The sequence below is a fragment of the Microbacterium sediminicola genome, assembly GCF_039531125.1.
GTDB classification, from domain to species: Bacteria; Actinomycetota; Actinomycetes; order Actinomycetales; family Microbacteriaceae; genus Microbacterium; species Microbacterium sediminicola.
Window position 1 is genome coordinate 174,431 of the sequence record NZ_BAAAPL010000002.1, and the last position, 18,189, is coordinate 192,619.

Consider the following 18,189-nt stretch of genomic DNA (forward strand, 5'->3'; position numbering starts at 1 on the left):
CCTCATCCGCGCGCACGGTCCTCGCTAGCATGGCGCCCGTGAAAGCATCCCGACACACGATCTACCAGACGGGCGTCATGGCGGCCCTCCTGGACGGGGTCTACGACGGCGAGACGACCGTCAGCACCCTGTTGTCGCGCGGCGACTTCGGGATCGGGACCTTCGACGGGCTGGATGGCGAGATGGTCATCCTCGACGGTGTCTGCTACCGACTGCGCGACGACGGGTCCGCGGCGGTCGCGGCACCGTCCGACCTGACGCCCTATGCGGTCGTGACCACGTTCGCGCCGCACACCGGGTTCGACATCGACGCACCCACCCCACGTGCCGCGCTGCTGCAGCGCATCGATACCGCGATCGCCTCCGCGAACTACATGTACGCCGTGCGCGTCGACGGAGTCTTCTCATCGATGCGCGTGCGCGCCGTCCACGTCCAGCAACGCCCGTACCGCCCGCTGGTGGCGGCCACCGACGAGGAGACCGTGACCGAGCTCACCGACGTCGAGGGCACGATCGTCGGCTTTCGCAGCCCGGCATTCGAGGAGGGTCTGGCCGTCCCCGGCTATCACGCACACTTCCTCACGACCGATCGACGCTCGGGCGGTCACGTCCTCGACCACGAGCTGCGTCACGGCACGGTGAGCCTCTGCGTCGGCACCGACCTGCACCTCGAGCTGCCACAGTCCGCACCGTTCGCGCAGGCACACCTCGATCCCGATGACCTGCGCGAACAGGTCACCCGGGCGGAGAACGCGCCGCCTACGCCTCGCGAGTGATCGTCACCTTCACCGACAACTCGCTCTTGAACGGGCCGGCGTAGACGCCGCGCACCGGCGGAACATCGTTGTAGTCGCGGCCACGGCCGATGAGCACGTGCCTGTCGCCGATCTCGGAGCCGTTGGTCGGGTCGAAGCCCTGCCACGCCCCGGCGTACCACTCCACCCACGCGTGGGACTCGCCCTCGACGGCGACACCGACCTCCGCGTTGGCACGCGGGTGAAGGTACCCCGATACATAACGCGCGGGGATGCCGACCTCGCGGAGCGCACCGAGGACGATGTGCGCGATGTCCTGACACACGCCCTTGCGTGCCTCCCAGGCCTCCGACGCGGTCGAGTGGACGCCCGTGATGCCGTGCGTGTACTCCACCGCGTCACCGAGGGCCTCGGCGATCGCGCGTGCGGCATCGCCGGGATGCTCGTGCTGGGCGGTGATCGAGCGGGCGATCGCCGCGACTTCCTTGTGGGGCTTCGTGCGCGGGGTCTGGGTCATCTGCTCGACGATCTCCACCGATCGTGCAGCCTCGCGCTCCAGCTGCTCCCAGGTCAGATCGATCGGCTCGATCGGGCGCGGGCGCACCTCGACGAGCGAGCGCGCGGTGAGGGTGAGGGAGTCGTGGGGCGAGAGAGTGTCGAACGACGTCACCCGGGTGCCGAAGTAGTCGACATACTGATTGACCGACGTGGACGGCTCGATGTCCAGCGACGCACTCAACACGAACTGGCTGTCGGTCGATCCCGGCAGCATCCGCGCTTCGTTGTACGAGGCCGACACATCACCCTGATACGCGAACGAGGTCTGGTGCTCGATCCGGAGGCGCTTCATGAGATCTCTCCGATCCAACTGGGTTCGGCCTGGGTCGGGAAGAAGCGCAGTCGGATGGCCTCGGAGGCTTCCCGGGTGACGACCTGCACGCGTTCCATCTCGTCGGTGAGCTCCCGCAGGATGTCGGCGATCGGCTTGTACTCGAGCTCGGCGCGGATCTTGCCGAGCGCCCGCAACACACTGTTGGAGTGCCCGACGCGATCGGCGCGCGGATCGATGCCCGACATGCACTCCTCCGCCTGTTGGATGGCGTAGATGATCGAACGTGGAAAGAGCCGGTCGAGCAGGAGGAATTCGGCGGCGTTGCGCGCGCTCGGCATGCCGCGATAGGTCCGCAGATACGCCTCATAGGCGCCGCACGAGCGCAGGATCGTGGTCCATGACGGACCGGATGCCTCGGTGAGCGATCTGGTCGCCAGGAGCCGCGCGGTCATGTCGGCCCGCTCGATGCTGCGACCGAGCGTGAAGAAGTGCCAATACTCGTCGCGGCTGGTCGAGGAGTCCACGACGCCGACGGCGAGCGCGGCGCGCTCGCGCACCCACCCGAAGAAGTCGTGCACCTTGTCGGTCTGCAGACGCCGCGGCATGCGCGAGTTGGTGGCGTTGAGCGACTCCCACAACTCGGTGGAGACGATCTCCCGCGCCCGCCGCGCATTCTCACGGGCGGCGGTGATCGAATACGCGATGCTCGAGGGATGCATCCGATCGACGGCCAGCTGTTGCAGCACGTCCTCGCGGCGCACCGTCGCCAGCCCGTCGCTCGGGGCCGAGCCCATGACGCTCAGCAGGGAGCGGCAGGCGGTGTCCTCATCGATCCACGGGTCCTCCAGCAGCAACTGCAGGTGGACGTCCAGGATCCGCGCGGTGCCGTCGGCGCGTTCGATGTAGCGCCCGATCCAGAACAGGCTCTCGGCGATGCGGCTCAGCATGATGCACCGCCCTGCGCCGTCGCGTCATCCGCGCCCTGTTGCTGCTGCTCGTGCTGCGCGGACGGCACGTCACGTCCCTTGTGCGGGGTCTCGGGCTGACCGTCGTAGATGATCGGGATCGCCTCGGTGACGGCAGCCTGGTCGGCGACCAGCCCCGCGAGTCCCTGGCCCTGCCCGTACTCGACGTGACCGGGTGCCTCGCCGCCGACGATCCACGTGTCCTTCGAGCCACCTCCCTGGCTGGAGTTGACCACGAGCTGCCCCTCGGGGAGCGCCACACGCGTCAGTCCACCCGGCAGGACCCAGACCTCGTCACCGTTGTTGACGGCGAACGGGCGGAGGTCGGCGTGCCGGGGACGGACGCCGTCCTCCACGAGCGTCGGGATGGTCGAGAGCATGACGACCGGCTGCGCGATCCAGCCGCGCGGGTCGGCGATGAGGCGCTTCCGCAGCTTCTCGAGCTCGGCCGGGGAGGCATCCGGCCCGACCACGAGTCCCTTGCCGCCCGAGCCGTCGACGGGCTTGACGACGAGCTCGTCGAGCCGGTCGAGCACCTCTTCGAGGGCACCCGGGTCTTCGAGCCGCCAGGTGTCGACGTTCTTGAGGATCGGCTCCTCGGACAGGTAGTACCGGATGAGATCGGGCACGTAGGTATAGAGCAGCTTGTCGTCGGCGACACCGTTGCCCACGGCATTGGCGATCGTGACGTTGCCCAGCCGTGCCGCCAGCATCAGGCCAGGTGCGCCGAGCATCGAGTCCGCACGGAACTGCAGCGGATCGAGGAAGTCGTCATCGAGCCTGCGGTAGATGACGTCGACCCGCTGAGGGCCCCGCGTCGTGCGCATGAAGACCTTGCCGCCCATGCACAGCAGATCCCGCCCCTCGACCAGCTCGACGCCCATGAGCCGGGCGAGCAGGGTGTGCTCGAAATACGCCGAGTTGTAGACACCGGGGGTGAGGACGACGACCGTCGGGTCCTCGATGCCGGGCGGGGCCGCGGCGCGCAGCGCGCCGAGCAGCTTGTAGGGATAGTCGCCGACCGGGCGCACGTGCATGGACACGAACAGCTCCGGCAGCGTCTGTGCCATCACCCGCCGGTTGGAGATGACGTAGCTCACGCCCGAGGGAACGCGCACGTTGTCTTCGAGCACGCGCATCTCGCCGTGCTCATCGCGGATCAGGTCGATGCCGGCGACCTGGATGCGCACGCCGTTGGCCGAATGGATGCCGGCCGCTTGCCGGTAGAAATACTGAGACGAGGCGATGAGAGCTGCGGGCAGCACGCCGTCGCGCACACAGTGCTGGCGACCATAGGCGTCATCGAGGAAAGCCTCGAGCGCGCGCACCCGCTGGGAGACTCCGGCTTCAACGCGCGACCACTCGTCGTACTGGATGACGCGGGGCACCGCGTCCAGCGGGAAGGGACGCTCCTCCCCGGCGAAATCGAAGGTGACGCCCTGCGCGAGATAGGAGCTTGCCAGCGACTCGGTACGGCCGCGCAGCTCCTCCTGCGTCATCTTCGCGAGCGCCTGATAGAGCTCGCGATAGGCCTCGCGAGACTGCGCGGGGGCCTTGCCACCGGTGACTTCCGCGAACATCTCATCGAAAGCCGGCATCCCCGAGGCGGTCTTTCGTGGCGCCGCCATTGAGCCGTATCCGTCGAACAGGTCGCCCATGACATGAGCCTAGTCCGGAGGATGTTGCGCGGGTGTTACTCCCGGCGGCGGGCGCGTGACAGCTCGGCGGCCGTTGTCGCGGCTCACCGTATTCCCAGAGACAACCGGCCCCCTCCTCGCTAGCCTCGGAAGGGTGGGTGACGCGCCACGCCGACGGGATGACGTCGTCGCCGGGCTCATGGGCGCGGCTGCGGCGGTTCTCGGCGCGGGTATCGGCGAGCTCACCGCGGCGATCGTCGCACCGGCATCCAGCCCGTTCGCCGCGATCGGCGGCGCCATCATCGACGCCGCACCGCCCTGGGGCAAAGACCTCGCGATCGCCCTGTTCGGCACGAACGACAAGATCGCCCTGCTGACCGGAATCGCGATCGTGCTCGTACTGATCGCGGCGGCCGCCGGAGTCCTCGAGCGCCGAGTGCCACCCTGGGGTCGCGTGACGCTCGGAGCGATCGGGGTGGTCGGTGCGATCGTCGCGCAGACGCGAGCCGACGCGACGGCAGTCGCCTGGCTGCCCGCGGTGGTGGCCGGAGGCGTGTCGGCCATCGCTCTCGGACTGCTCGTCCGACTGCTGCGCCCGAAGCCCGACACCGACACCGACACCGACACCGACACCGACACCGACACCGACACCGACACCGACACACCCAACCGCCGACAGGCCCTCGTCTGGATGGGCGTCGTCGCCGTTGCCGGTGTGGCCGCGGCCACGGCCGGGAACATCGCCCGCGCGGGCGCCAGAGCGGTGACGGTCGTCCGCGACCTCGTGCGCCTCCCGGCTCCCGCCGTCGCCGGCCCAGCGATCCCCGCGAGCGCGGAGCTCGACATCCTCGGGCTGGCGACGTATGTGACCCCGAACGCGGAGTTCTACCGCATCGACACCGCCCTCGTGGTGCCGCAGATCGATCCCGCCGACTGGCGTCTGCGCATCCACGGTCTCGTCGAGAACCCGGTGGTCTTGACCTGGGACGAGCTGCTGGCGCTCCCCCTCGAGGAGAGCGTCACGACCCTCACCTGCGTGTCCAATCAGGTGGGTGGTGACCTCATCGGCAATGCCGTCTGGCTGGGATATCCGATCCGCGAGCTGCTGGCGCGGGCAGTGCCGCAGGCGGATGCCGACATGGTGCTCTCCACCTCGATCGACGGATTCACCGCCGGAACGCCGATCGAAGCGCTGACCGACGACCGCAACGCGATCCTCGCCGTCGGCATGAACGGCGAGCCCCTCCCCGCCGAGCACGGCTTCCCCGTGCGCATGGTCGTGCCGGGACTCTACGGCTACGCGTCGGCGACGAAGTGGGTCGTGGATCTGGAGGTCACACGCTTCGACCAGGCGCAGGGCTACTGGACACCGCGAGGCTGGTCGGCGCTCGGGCCGATCAAGCTCGAGTCACGCATCGACGTGCCCCGCCAGGGAGTCGTGGTTCCGGCGGGCGAGACGGTCATCGCGGGCGTCGCCTGGCAGCAGCATGTCGGGGTGTCGGCCGTCGAGGTGCAGGTCGATGACGGTCCGTGGCAGCAGGCACAGCTGGCATCCACCGTCTCGGATGACACGTGGGTGCAATGGAGCATCCCGTGGTCAGCGACCTCCGGAACCCACACGATCCGCTGCCGCGCCACAAACGCCGACGGTGAGACCCAGACAGAGGAGCGGGCCTCCCCCGCACCCGACGGCGCCACCGGCTGGGACTCGATCATCACCAACGTGTCGTAGCCCGAACCCTAGCCCGCAAGCACGACCTGGAGTTGCTCGATCGCCCAGTCGATCTCGGTGGCCCGGATGACAAGGGGCGGCGCGATGCGGATCGTCTGGCCGTGGGTGTCCTTGACGAGAACGCCGCGGGCGACGAGGCGCTCGGCGACCTCGCGCCCGGTTCCCACAGCGGGGTCGATGTCCACGCCGGCCCAGAGCCCGACGCAGCGCACCGCGGTGACCCCCTGACCGATGAGGCCCTCGAGCCGGGCTGCGAGATGCTCGCCGAGGAGCCTCGTGCGCTCCTGGATCTCTCCGGTCGAGAGCATCGCCACGACCCGCTCGCCGACGGCCGCGGCAAGCGGGTTGCCACCGAACGTCGAACCGTGCTCACCCGGACGGATGACACCCAGCACGTCGCGGTCGGCGACGACGGCCGACAGTGGCAGGATGCCGCCACCCAGCGCCTTGCCGAGGAGGTACATGTCGGGGACGACGCCCTCCAGATCGCAGGCGAACGTCTCACCGGTCCGGCCGAGGCCCGCCTGGATCTCGTCGGCGATGAACAGAACACCATGCTTCGTGCAGATCTCGCGCACCGCGCGCAGATATCCCTCGGGCGGGATGATGATGCCCGCCTCGCCCTGGATCGGCTCGATCAGCACCGCCGCGGTGTTCTCGTCGATCGCCGCCTCGATCGCAGCGATATCGCCGAAGGGCACCGAGACGAATCCGGGCGCGTAGGGCCCGAAGTCGTCGTGCGCGCTCGGGTCGTCGCTGAAACCGACGATCGTCGTGGTGCGGCCGTGGAAGTTGCCGTTGGCGACGACGATCGTGGCGGCATCCGGGGCGATGCGCTTGACGCGGTATCCCCAGGCGCGGGCGACCTTGATGCCGGTCTCGACCGCCTCGGCGCCCGTGTTCATGGGCAGCACGAGTTCCTTGCCGGCGAGGTCCGCCAGGGCCGTGGCGAACAGTCCGAGCTTGTCGTTGTGGAACGCGCGGCTGGTGAGCGTCAGTCGCTGCAGCTGCTCCTGCGCGACGGCGAGCAGCGCCGGATGGCTGTGCCCGAAGTTCACCGCAGAGTAGGCCGACAGCAGGTCCAGGTAGCGCTTGCCTTCGACATCCGTCACCCAGACGCCCTCGCCGCGCGTGATCACGACCGGCAGCGGGTGGTAGTTGTGGGCGACGTGCTCGTCTTCGGCACGGATGATCCCGATCGTCGCGGTATCGAGCGAGGGCATGTCCAGTGAGCGTGCGGCGGTCATGCCGGGTTTCCCTTCGGTCGCAGCTCGAGCGTGCAGCACTTGATGCCGCCACCGCCGAGCAGGAGCTCTGACAGGTCGATGAGAACGGGAGTGTAGCCCCGCTCCTTCAGCTGCGCCTCGAAACCGGTTGCGCGGGGCGAGATGAACACGTTCTTGCCATCGCTCGCGGAGTTCAGCCCGAAGACGGCGCCGTCGGCGTCGGAGACGCGGATGGCGTGCGGGAAGCGCTCGGCGAGGATCGCCTGGCTGCGCTCGTCGAAGGCCCCGGGAAGGTATGCGATGTTCGCGGCAGCCGGTCCGCCGCGCTCGGTACCGACGACGGGATCGAGCACCGACACGGCGGTGTCGAGGTGGTAGAAGCGCGGGTCGGTGAGGGTGAGCGAGACGACCTCGCGACCGAAGACCTCGCCCACCTCGCGGTGGCTGTCGCCGGTCGAGCGGAAGCCGGTTCCGGCGAGGATCACGTCGCCTACCAGCAGGAAGTCGCCCTCACCCTCATTCACCTCGCGCGGCACGACGGTCTCGAAACCGTGGCCCTGGAACCAGTCGATGAAGTGCTGCTCCTCACCCGCGCGCTGCTCGAAGCGGAACTTCGGCGCGTAGGCGATCCCGTCCACGACGAATCCGCCGTTGGCCGTGTAGACCATGTCGGGAAGGCCATCCGCCGGGTCGATGAGCTCGACCTCGTGGCCGAGTGCGAGATAGGTGTCGTGGAGCACCTGCCACTGGGCGAGGGCCTTGGCGGTGTCCGTGGGCTTGGCCGGCTGCATCCACGGGTTGATCGTGTAGCGGACCGTGAAGTGTTCAGGTCGGCACATCAGATAGCGGCGACGGTGGGCGGTGCGGTTCTCGGATGCGTTCGTGTGCATCATTCTCCTTGAGGGGAAGTGCGGCGGACGCTGTCCAGGGGCCCGACGGAGCAAAACACAGGATGCAGTGAAGATGCCGGCGAATCGAGCACGCCGAGGCCATCATCTCATGCGGGATGCTCGACGTCAGCATCCGGATCGCCCGCTCTCTGCCGGGGCATGTCCCCCTCGCGCGTCAGATGACGGTGGCGGTCCAGGGATCGGGGTTGCCGAAGCGATGGGCGGTGATGGTGATCGACTGCTCATGGAGGAACGGCAGCAGCTCCAGGCGCCCGGCCGTGGTCACCTCGTCGTCGTACACCGCGACATCCGGGTCGCCCCCGACAGCGTCGGCCATGGCACGGTGCGCAGCGGCGACCGCGTCTGGCTTGCCCACGAGGCGTACCCGTTCGGGGCGGGATACCGGGGGTTCACCGGCGACGGCGGACGCGACATCCTGCGCCGGTGAGGCGACCCGGTCGAGCCACTGTGCCTCGGTCTCGACGAACACGTCCAGCCCCTGGTCGCTGAGTGCGCGACGCACGGGGGCCGGGAGACCCACCGCACTGCTGAGCGACATGGGCGAACCGGTGCGGATGCCGGCGATGATGACGCGCAACACCTCCTGAAGTGACGCGTCCGCCGTGGCGCGGATGGCGACACCGACCGGGCGGTAGCGGAAAAGGTTGCGCTCGACGACCAGGCGCGAGACATCCTTCACCCGTCCGAACTCCTCATCCCAGGCCACCGCATCCGAGAGCGCGCCCCGACGCAGCCACTCGAACTCGCGGTAGTCGAGCGAGGGCTGGGCGGCCTCGATCACGGTCGTGATGCGCGAGTCCAGACCCTTCAGGTGCAGGGTCGACGACAGCGCACCCGCATCCGTCCCCCGCCAGCGGCCGAGGCGCGCGAGGTAGTTCGGCCCGCCGGCCTTGGCGCCGGGACCGACCGCCGAACGCTTCCACCCGCCGAAGGGCTGGCGCTGCACGATGGCGCCGGTGATCCCCCGGTTGACGTAGAGGTTGCCCGCCTCGACATCCCGCAACCAGTGGGCGAGGTCTTCGGGACTCTGCGTGTACAGACCCGCGGTGAGCCCATAGGCGACGGCGTTTTGCAGCTCGATCGCGTGGCTCAGGGTGTTCGCATGCATGATCCCCAGGACCGGGCCGAAGAACTCCTCGTGGTGCATACGCGAGCCGGGCTGGACGCCCACGCGGATGCCGGGGGTCCACAGGCGCCCCGCATACTCAGGTCCTGCATCGACGAGCCCGGGGGGGAGCAGCCACTGCTCATCGTCCGCCAGCGTCGTCAACGCCCAGTCGAGCTTGCCCCGCGGCGGCTCGATGACGGGACCCACCTCGCTCAGCGGATCACTCGGCAGGCCGACGCGCAGCGACGACGCAGCATCCACGAGCTGCCGCGCGAAGCGCTTCGAACGCCCGACCGGCCCGACCAGAATCGCGAGGGAAGCGGCCGAGCACTTCTGCCCGGCGTGACCGAACGCACTCTTGATGAGGTCACCCGCGGCGAGGTCAAGGTCTGCCGAGGGCGTGATGATCATCGCGTTCTTGCCACTGGTCTCCGCCAACAGCGGCAGATCGGGGCGCCAGGAGCGGAAGAGGGCCGCGGTGTCCCACGAGCCGGTCAGGATCACCCGATCGACCATGTCGTGGGTGATCAGGTGCTGACCGAGGTGGCCTTCATCGATGTCGACGAGAGCGAGGACCTCGCGCGGAACGCCGGCATCCCAGAGCGCCTGGGCGACGACGGCGGCGCACCGCCGGGCGGGAGGGGCGGGCTTGAAGACGACACCGGACCCGGCGGCGAGCGCGGCGAGGACCCCTCCCGCGGGGATCGCGAGGGGGAAGTTCCAGGGCGGCGCGACGACCGTGACCCGGGCGGGCACGAAGACGGCGCCCGGAACACGGTCGAGCTCGCGGGCCGTCGCGGCATAGTAGTTCGCGAAGTCGACGGCCTCACTGACCTCGACATCCGCCTCGGCGAAGACTTTTCCGGTCTCGGAGGCCGCGACCTCGATCAGCTCTCCACGGCGGGACTCGAGCACGCGGGCGGCCTGCTGAAGGATGGCCGCGCGATCGGCCGCGGGCATCGCTCCCCAGGAGGCGGCAGCTGTGCGCACTCGCTCGAGGATGCCATCGAGCTGGTCGGACTCTCCCACCCGGGCCGCGTCGATCACGGCGTCGCCGGCCGCCGACACCGCCACGCGGGCCAGGACCTCGCGCGCCCACTCCCGGTTCACGGGCAGCGCCGGATCCGAGTCGGCGGCATTGCGGAATCCGGGAGCTCCCGGGGCGATGTCGCGGTCCTCGGTCTCGGCGTAGACCGCGGTCTCGACGTATTCGACCCCGCCGAAACGGAACAGGCCCGCCGCGGTGTCGTCGGTGGCGGCCGCGATCCCGAGGACGGCCTGAGTGAGACCGCCCTCCACCGGCGCGGCATCACGCAACAATCGCTCCTGCTGCCGGAGCCCCAGCTCGGCCTCGGCGGTGCGGTCCTGCGTGCGGTGGGGAGCGGCCCGAAGCCCCGGGTCTGCGGCGCGATCGAGCGAGGAAAGAAACCTGTCGCGCTCACGTGCGAAGAGGGATTCGTCCTCCGCCAGGTCGAACGCCGCCGAAAGGAAGTTCTCACTCGACGCGCTCTCGTCCAAGCGGCGCACGAGGTAGCTGATCGCGACATCGAACTCGTGGGGATGGACGACGGGGACATACAGGAGCACGGGGCCGACCTCGCGCGAGACGGCGGCGACCTGAGCCTGGGCCATGCCGAGGAGCATCTCGATCTCGACATCCGCCTGCACCCCGCGCTCACCGGCGAGCAGCCACGCGTAGGCGACGTCGAAGAGGTTGTGCCCGGCCACCCCCACCCGCACGGCGGCCGTGTTCTCCGGGCGCAGTGCCTCGCCCAGGCAGCGGAGGTAGTTCGCGTCGGAATCGACCTTGCGGTCGTAGGTGGCCAGCGCCCAGCCGTGCATGATCGCGTCCACGCGCTCCATGGGCAGGTTCGCGCCCTTGACCAGGCGCACCTTGATGCGCGCTCCGCCCGTAGCCATGCGCTCGCGCGCCCACGCCGTGATCTGCTGCAGAGCCGGCAGGGCGTCGGGCAGGTAGGCCTGCAGCACGATCCCCGCCTCCAGTCCGTTCAGGCGCGGATCCTCGAGGATGCGCGTGAACACCGCGATCGTGAGGTCGAGGTCGCGGTACTCCTCCATGTCGAGGTTGATGAAAGTGCCGGTCTCGGACGCGGTCAGATACAGCGGCATGAGACGCTCGACGACGGCGTCGACCGTCTCGTCGAAAGCCCACATCGAGATGTGGGACGAGATCGCGGACACCTTGACCGAGACGTAGTCCACATCGGGTCGCCCCACGAGCTCGTGGATGCCCTCCAGCCGCCGCTGCGCCTCGTGCTCACCGAGCACGGCCTCCCCCAGCAGATTGAGGTTGAGGCGCGCACCCCGCTCCCGCAACGCGGTGATCGCCGAGCCGAGCTTGTCGGGCCGCGCATCCACGATGAGGTGGCCGACCATGTCACGCAGCGCCCGCCGAGCGATCGGCACCACGGGTGAGGGCAGCACCGGGGCGACCGCGCCGCCCACGCGCACCGCGCCGCGCAGGTACCAGGGCAGGAAGCTCGGCGCGAGCGGGGCAACGCGGGCGAGGTTGGATGCCGCCGCCGTCAGACTCTCGGGACGGACGACGCCGTCGACGAACCCGAGGGTGAAGGGAAGCCCGTTCGGGTCTTTCAGCACGTCGGCGAGGCGTTGGGCCGCGGCGTCTACGGGCTCGTCCGCCGCCTCGGCGATCCACCGTGAGGCGAGCGCGATCGCGCGCTCTGCCAGCGTCTCCCCCGAGGGCATCTCGTCCATGCGCTCAGCCTAAGTCCGCGACCCCCGCGAAACCGCCGTCGCCAACGCGAGCGCGTCAGTTCCAGACGCTGGGTGCTTCGGACTTCGTCGAGGGGAGCTTGGATGCCTCGGCCCAGTCGTGCACCCAGGGGTCGACGTCGGGCAGGTCGTCGGGATAGCCGAGAGCCCCGAACAGCTCCTCGTGCGTCACGATGCCGCCGCTCTTCTTCAGGAAACGCGCCCGGATGATCGCCCGGGTGTAGACCTCGCCGTTCACGACCGCGCGATGCTCGAGGTACACGGCTCGATCGTCGTGCCCGAGGAACCGGGTCTCCAGGACGAACCGCTGCCACAGGTTCAGCGACTTGCGGAAGGTGATCGTCTCGCTCGAGACGACCGGGTACCAGCCGCGAGCGTTCATCGCCTGGAACATCCCGCTTCGCAGCATCATGTCCCAGCGGCCCAGGTCGAACAGCGACAGGTATCTGCCGTTGTTCATGTGCCCGAGGATGTCGATGTCGGTCGGCAGAGTCGTCAGGGTGATCCGACCCACGGCGGTCGGCGAGAGCAGTCCTTCCCGGCGGAGTCGCCGCCGGGCCAGGAACATCACGAGGAAGGTGCGCCACATCACGTTCACGAGCGGGATGCTAGCGGTGGGCGCATACTCCGCGGCACTCGTTTGTGGGGGATCGACATGTCCCGTCCCCAATTTCGTCCGCCGGGTGCGCGCGCGTAGAGTCTGGCCATGAACGCCGAACTCACGACGGATGTCATCGTCCGCCCCGTCCGGGATGTCGACGCCCAAGAACTCGGCCGGGTCCATGCGACCTGCTGGCACGAGACCTATGACCACCTCATCAGCAAAGCCGCTCTTGAGAACGTCTCCCACAAGCGCATGGCCGAGCTGTGGACCCACTGGGCTGCGCAGGGCCCCGAGTACCGCATGAGCGTCGCACTCGTCGATGGCGACATCGTCGGGTTCGTCGGCTCCGGTCCCTCGCGCGATCAGGATGCTCCGCGCGAGCGCGAGCTGTACTTCATCTATCTGCTCGACCAGTTCCACGGAACCGGCATCGGCCAGCAGCTCTTCGACGCCGCCGTCGACGAGGACGAGCCGCTGTACCTCTGGGTCGCCGAGGACAACCCCCGCGCGCACCGGTTCTACACGCGCAACGGCTTCACCCTCGACGGCGAAACGCACGACGAGGCCTTCCTCGGTGAATCGCTCACCGAGGTGCGCTTCGTCCGTTGACCGGTCTGCGGGTCTGGGCGCTCGACGGGATCCCCGAGATCACGGCGGGCGCCGACCTCGTCGCGCTCATCGCTGATGCCGCGGGCGACACCCTCGTCGACGGCGATGTGCTTGTGGTGACCTCGAAGATCGTCTCGAAGGCCGAGGGCCGCTTCGTGCAGGCCGACGACCGCGAGGATGCCATCACCGCCGAAACCGTGCGGGTCGTGGCATCGCGCACCTCGGCCACCGGCCACACCACCCGCATCGTCGAGAATCGCTTGGGCATCATCGCGGCAGCAGCCGGCGTGGATGCCTCAAATACCCCGGTCGGGACGGTGCTGCTGCTGCCGGTCGACCCCGACGCCTCGGCGCGCGCGCTCGCAGCGGGGCTGCGCGAGGCCACCGGCGCGCACGTGGGCGTCATCGTCAGCGACACTCTCGGCCGGGCCTGGCGCGAGGGGCAGACGGACTCCGCGATCGGTGCGGGCGGCATCCATGTCTTCGAAGACCTGCGCGGCGGGGTGGATGCCGAGGGTCGCCCCCTCGTGGTCACCCAGCCCTGCGTCGCCGATGAGCTGGCGGCGGCGGCCGATCTCGTCAAGGGAAAGGCCTCGCGCCGACCCGTCGCCGTCGTGCGAGGCCGCGCCGATCTCGTCGGAGACCTCGATCTCCCCGGCGCCCGGTCGATCGTGCGACCCGCCGAGAAGGACATGTTCCATCTCGGTGCCGCGGAGTCCTACACCGCCGGCTACGCTGCCGGTGCCGCACTCAGTTCGACCGCAGAATGACCTCGCCCGCCGAGATCTCGACCGCGATCGTGCGCGAGGCGCCGGAATCGGTGCCGAGGCTGTTGCGGAAGTCGCCCGCCGACACCTCGGATGTCACGTCATAGGCGACGTCCGGAACGCTCACGTTCGCCGAACCCGCGCTGACGGCGATCTGGATGTCGCGCGGTGCCGTGCCGGTGAGATCGACGTCCGCCGAGCCGGCGCTGACCCCCACGACCGCCTGCGACACATCGGCCAGGTCGATGGTCGCCTTGCCGGCGGCGAGGTCCAGCTCGACGGCATCCGCAGAACCCGCGAGCTCGATGCTGCCGGCTCCGACGCGGAGGACGACGTCCCCGAAATCACCGACGATCTCCATCCCGCCCGCGGACATTCCGAGAGCTGCATCAATCCCCTCGAGCGACTCCGGCAACGTGAGCGTCGCGCGATCAGGACCGGCGAACACCCACGGGAAGCCCCAGTCCACGACCGGCGAGGCGACCACGAGTTCGGTACCCCGGGTCTCGAACGTCCAGGCGCCGGGGCGACCGGACGTGACGGTCAGCTCAGCCTCGCGGACATCCGCGTATTCGATCGTGAGGGCACCGGCACGAAGCTCGACGCTCAGATCCTGCACTCCGGAGACGGCGAGGGTCGATGCGGATGTCGACACCGAGCCGGAGCGCACCGTCGAAAGCACCGTTCCGAAGACGGTGCCCAGGATCACGAATGACCCGAGAACGATCAGCAGGATCGCGATGACCCGCGACGATCCGCGCGTGGGAGGTGTCGGCGGGACCGATGTCGGCGCCGGAGCGGCAGGCGCCGGAGGCTGGATCGTGGTCATGAGAGACCTCCTGATTGGGGGCTGTGGGCGATGTGGGCGAGCGCGGCCTGGACGCGGCGGTTACCGGAGTCGTCCTGTTCGAGCTCGAGCTTCTGGAACACCGACGTGATGTGCTTTTCGACGCTGCCCTCGCTGATGAACAGCGTCTGGGCGATCGCCTGGTTGGACTTTCCCTCGGCGATGAGCGCGAGCACAGTCGCCTCCCGATCGGTGAGCCGTTGCATCCGCGCGTCACGAGCCCGACGGCCGAGCAGCTGCGCGACGACTTCGGGGTCGAAGACCGTGCCACCCGCGCCGATTTCCGAAAGGGTCACCACGAACTCCGTGACGTCGGCGACGCGGTCCTTCAGCAGGTAGCCCAGGCCCCCTCCGGCACCGGAGATCAACTCGGTGGCATACCGCTCCTCGACGTATTGGGAGAGGACCAGCAGCGGCAACGCGGGGCGCGCGACGCGGAGCGCGACGGCAGCGCGGATCCCTTCATCCGTGCGGGTGGGAGGGAGTCTGACATCCAGGATGACCAGGTCAGGGTCGAGTGTGGTGACCGCGTCGTCGAGCCCGGTGGTGTCTCCGAGCGCGGCGACGACTTCGTGTCCGGCATCCTCGAGCAGACGGACCAGGCCCTCGCGGAGGAGGACCGAGTCCTCACAGATCACGATGCGCATGGGATGGTCACCTCCACGGTGGTCGGGCCTCCGGCGGGGCTGGTGAGATCGAAGCTCCCGCCGACGCCGAGCGCGCGGTTCGAGATGCCATCGAGGCCACCGCCGGGCACGACTCGCGCTCCCCCCACCCCGTTGTCCTCGACCCTCACCCACAGGGTGGCGCCCTCGCGCTCGCGGATCAAGACTCGGCATTCGGTGGCACGGGCGTGCTTGGCGGCGTTGGTGAGAGCCTCGGCGATGACGAAGTACGCGGCGGTCTCCGCGGTGCGCGAGCACCGCTGGGTGGTGCGCACATCCAGCTGGACCGGGACGGGCGAGCGGGCCGCGAGGGCGGAGAGCGCGGCATCCAGTCCCCGGTCATCCAACACGGCCGTGTGGATACCGCGGGCGAGCTGGCGCAGTTCGGTGATGGCCGCCTTGGTGGAGGTGTGCGCCTCGGCGATGAGCTCCTTCGCGGCATCCGGGTCGGTGTCGATCTTCTGCTGCGCGAGCCCGAGGGTCATCCCGACCGACACGAGCCGCGGCTGGACCCCGTCGTGCAGATCCCGCTCGATCCGGGTGCGCTCGACGTCGGCCGCCCGCACCGCCCCGGCGCGCTGGGCCTGCGACTGGCGGGCCTGCTCGGCCAACAGCGCCTCCTGCGAGGGGATCATGATCGCGCGCGCGAGGACGCCGTGGAGGATGGCGAGGCCGATGATGGCGGCGAGTCCGATGACGGCGGCGAGGATGCCGACGGGGACCGCCAGTCCGATCGCCACGTCGATGCCGGTGTCACCCAGTCGCACCCCCGTGCCGTCCCCCGCGTACAGCGGCGAGAGGGCGACGGCGATTCCCGAGACGAAGACCCCGACGAAGGCGAGCACGATCCAGCCGAGGATTGTTGCGATCACGCCGTTCGCGATCCCCCGCCACATCCCGGGATCGATCGCCTGCAGCCAGATGGTGTGGACGACGCCGGCGAACCCGGACTTCGGGCTGCGGCGGGGGCGACGCAGCGGAAGATCGAAGGAGTAGAGACCGTCGATGCGCGCCGTCTCCACCCAGCTGAGGCCGAACAGGGCGTAGACCAGCCCCGTGAGGATCAGCAGGCCGACCCCGAGGATGGGGATCAGACCGATCCCCACGCCGAGCATCGTCGCGAGGACGGTGAGGACGGCGGGGCCAAGCGCGCCGAGCGCCGCCAACTGCGCGATCGCGCCCAGGAGGCGCCCGGGGGTCGCGATGCGCCGCGGCGAGGCAGAGGGAGGGGAAGAGGACGTGGTCGTCATGCCTCCACGGTAGGAGTCGGCATACTCTCACCGCGTCCCCGGTGCCCGGAGCATTCGGGGTGGGATATCCCCCACCCCGTGCGGGCTACCGGCCGCTGACGTTTCCGAACAGACGTGCGATCGGGGCAAGCACGAGCGGTCGGGCGGCCACCCACGCCCCGGCGATGACCACGAGCGAGAGAACGAACAGCCAGAAGCCGACCCAGTTCTCCACATCGGTCCCGGCGTACATGTGGTTCAGGTTGCGCAGCGCCCCGGTGGCGAACACCAGGATCACGTGCACCGCGATGAACACGACGAAGTAGAGCATCACGGGGAAATGGACGGCACGCGCGAGCTCGACCGGGTACGCCTTGCTCAGCCCCTTCGCCTTCGCCGGCCAGAGTTTGCTCATCCGGAACCCGGTGACGATGGCCAGAGGCGCCGCGACGAACACCGTCGTGAAATACGCCAGCTGCTGGAGGGAGTTGTAGTTGACCCAGCCGTTCTCGGTCGGCCAGTCCAGTGAGATGTACTGCAGGGCCGCCGACAGCGCGTTGGGGAAGACCTCCCAGCTGGTCGGGACGATCCGCATCCACTGCCCGGTCACGAACAGCAGCACGATGAACACGGCGCCGTTGATGATCCACAACAGGTCCAGCGCCTGGTGGAACCACAGCGTCAGGCTGATCTTGCCCTTGGGTTTCGCCTTGGGTGCCCAGAACACGGTAGGCCGCTTCTCGGTGCGCACCGTGAGGCCGGTGCGGATGATCAGCACCATGAGGAACACATTGAAGAAGTGCTGCCAGCCGAGCCAGGCGGGGAATCCGACCGGGGCTCCCTCGGGCAGGTGGTACTCGCCCGGAAAGGCCTGCAGGAAGTCCTGCATTCCGCTGAGCGACAGCAGCCACCGCACGAGCAGCACCGCCATCCCCGCGGCGAACAGCAGGCCAAGCCCGCCGACGATGACCGCTCCCGCCCACTGGCCCTTCGTGAAGGGTCCGATTCGCGCAGGCTCGGGCGCCGGAGCGGCATGGACGAACGCATACTTTCCGGGGAACACCGTCTGCGTGAACGGCAGCGGCGTGGTGAGGTCGGTCTGACGCGGGGCCACTGCCGTGGCATCCTCACGGGGATCTGCCGTCGTGCGCACGGATTCAGCCGAAGCATCCGCAGGAGTGCTGATCTCCGCGATAGTCACCGCGGCTGGCGCCGCAGCGGGCACGAAGGATGCCGGGGGCCACGGCTCCCCGCCCGGCGTGCGCGGCAGGCCACGCCGCACCGCCCCCGCAGCCCCAGCAGGTGCAGGTGCAGGTGCTGGTGCAGGTGCAGCCGAACCCACAGCAGTTGCAGGTGCAGGTGCCGCCTCGGTCGCAGCCATCCCCTGCGGTGTCAGGTTCGGCGTGTCTGCCGTCGCGCTCACCGTTGGTGACAGTTCAGGAACGGCCGGAGACTCGGCGGGCACGTCGTGCGCAGCGACCGGCCAGGGCTCCCCACCGGGGGTGCGCGGCAGGCCGCGGCGGATGCTGCCCGTGAAGGTCGCCATGC

General features: G+C 69.2%; 15 protein-coding genes. 4 read left to right on the forward strand and 11 right to left on the reverse strand.

Features of this window, described 5'->3' with window-relative positions; translation table 11 throughout:
• Positions 1–38: 38 nt before the first annotated feature.
• Entirely contained in the window at positions 39–776 is a 738-nt protein-coding gene (gene budA / locus ABD206_RS09315) for an acetolactate decarboxylase (protein WP_344071802.1), read from the forward strand.
• On the opposite strand, the gene ABD206_RS09320 is transcribed toward budA, so the two are convergent.
• From ABD206_RS09320 to ABD206_RS09330, 3 genes are read right to left on the reverse strand one after another with little or no spacing between them, the layout of a single operon-like run.
• Complete coding sequence (locus ABD206_RS09320) at positions 760–1,605, reverse strand: transglutaminase family protein (protein WP_344071804.1); 846 nt, start codon at positions 1,603–1,605, stop codon at positions 760–762. The genes budA and ABD206_RS09320 overlap by 17 nt on opposite strands.
• Positions 1,602–2,534: an alpha-E domain-containing protein gene (locus ABD206_RS09325; protein WP_344071806.1), complete on the reverse strand. Its 933-nt coding sequence runs from the start codon at positions 2,532–2,534 to the stop codon at positions 1,602–1,604. The genes ABD206_RS09320 and ABD206_RS09325 overlap by 4 nt, the downstream gene beginning before the upstream one ends.
• Entirely contained in the window at positions 2,528–4,210 is a 1,683-nt protein-coding gene (locus ABD206_RS09330) for a circularly permuted type 2 ATP-grasp protein (RefSeq protein ID WP_344071808.1), read from the reverse strand. The genes ABD206_RS09325 and ABD206_RS09330 overlap by 7 nt, the downstream gene beginning before the upstream one ends.
• A 178-nt stretch (positions 4,211–4,388) precedes the next feature.
• Between ABD206_RS09330 and ABD206_RS09335 the strand changes: the two genes are divergently transcribed.
• Positions 4,389–5,921, forward strand: coding sequence for a molybdopterin-dependent oxidoreductase (locus ABD206_RS09335; RefSeq protein WP_425561198.1), 1,533 nt, complete (start codon positions 4,389–4,391; stop codon positions 5,919–5,921).
• An 8-nt stretch (positions 5,922–5,929) separates the two neighbouring features.
• Here the strand turns inward: ABD206_RS09335 and rocD are convergent, their stop codons facing one another.
• The 4 genes from rocD to ABD206_RS09355 form a co-directional block, all read right to left on the reverse strand.
• Positions 5,930–7,168, reverse strand: coding sequence for an ornithine--oxo-acid transaminase (gene rocD, locus ABD206_RS09340; RefSeq protein WP_344071812.1), 1,239 nt, complete (start codon positions 7,166–7,168; stop codon positions 5,930–5,932).
• Entirely contained in the window at positions 7,165–8,037 is an 873-nt protein-coding gene (ddaH, locus tag ABD206_RS09345) for a dimethylargininase (RefSeq protein ID WP_344071814.1), read from the reverse strand. The genes rocD and ddaH overlap by 4 nt, the downstream gene beginning before the upstream one ends.
• Positions 8,038–8,212: 175 nt before the next feature.
• On the reverse strand, positions 8,213–11,902 hold the full coding sequence (locus ABD206_RS09350) for a proline dehydrogenase family protein (protein WP_344071816.1): 3,690 nt from the start codon (positions 11,900–11,902) through the stop codon (positions 8,213–8,215).
• A gap of 55 nt (positions 11,903–11,957) precedes the next feature.
• Positions 11,958–12,518 (reverse strand): acyl-CoA thioesterase, encoded by a 561-nt coding sequence (locus tag ABD206_RS09355; protein ID WP_344071818.1) that lies wholly within the window; start codon positions 12,516–12,518, stop codon positions 11,958–11,960.
• 108 nt (positions 12,519–12,626) lie between these two features.
• On the opposite strand from ABD206_RS09355, the gene ABD206_RS09360 reads away from it, so the two are divergent.
• Together ABD206_RS09360 and cofE are read left to right on the forward strand one after the other, a co-directional pair.
• Positions 12,627–13,133, forward strand: coding sequence for a GNAT family N-acetyltransferase (locus ABD206_RS09360; protein ID WP_344071820.1), 507 nt, complete (start codon positions 12,627–12,629; stop codon positions 13,131–13,133).
• Positions 13,130–13,903, forward strand: coding sequence for a coenzyme F420-0:L-glutamate ligase (gene cofE / locus ABD206_RS09365; protein ID WP_344071822.1), 774 nt, complete (start codon positions 13,130–13,132; stop codon positions 13,901–13,903). The genes ABD206_RS09360 and cofE overlap by 4 nt, the downstream gene beginning before the upstream one ends.
• On the opposite strand, the gene ABD206_RS09370 is transcribed toward cofE, so the two are convergent.
• From ABD206_RS09370 to ABD206_RS09385, 4 genes are all read right to left on the reverse strand, one after another.
• A complete protein-coding gene (locus ABD206_RS09370) occupies positions 13,884–14,729 on the reverse strand; it encodes a hypothetical protein (protein ID WP_344071824.1) in 846 nt (281 codons plus the stop codon). The two genes, cofE and ABD206_RS09370, sit on opposite strands and share 20 nt — an antisense overlap.
• Positions 14,726–15,394, reverse strand: a complete 669-nt coding sequence (locus tag ABD206_RS09375; protein ID WP_344071826.1) for a response regulator transcription factor — start codon at positions 15,392–15,394, stop codon at positions 14,726–14,728. Before ABD206_RS09375 ends, ABD206_RS09370 begins: the two co-directional genes overlap by 4 nt.
• The gene (locus tag ABD206_RS09380) at positions 15,382–16,662 is read right to left on the reverse strand and encodes a sensor histidine kinase (protein WP_344071828.1); all 1,281 of its coding nucleotides are present in this window, start codon (positions 16,660–16,662) and stop codon (positions 15,382–15,384) included. The genes ABD206_RS09375 and ABD206_RS09380 overlap by 13 nt, the downstream gene beginning before the upstream one ends.
• A gap of 85 nt (positions 16,663–16,747) precedes the next feature.
• Positions 16,748–18,187, reverse strand: a complete 1,440-nt coding sequence (locus ABD206_RS09385; RefSeq protein WP_344071830.1) for a cytochrome b/b6 domain-containing protein — start codon at positions 18,185–18,187, stop codon at positions 16,748–16,750.
• Positions 18,188–18,189 lie beyond the last annotated feature (2 nt).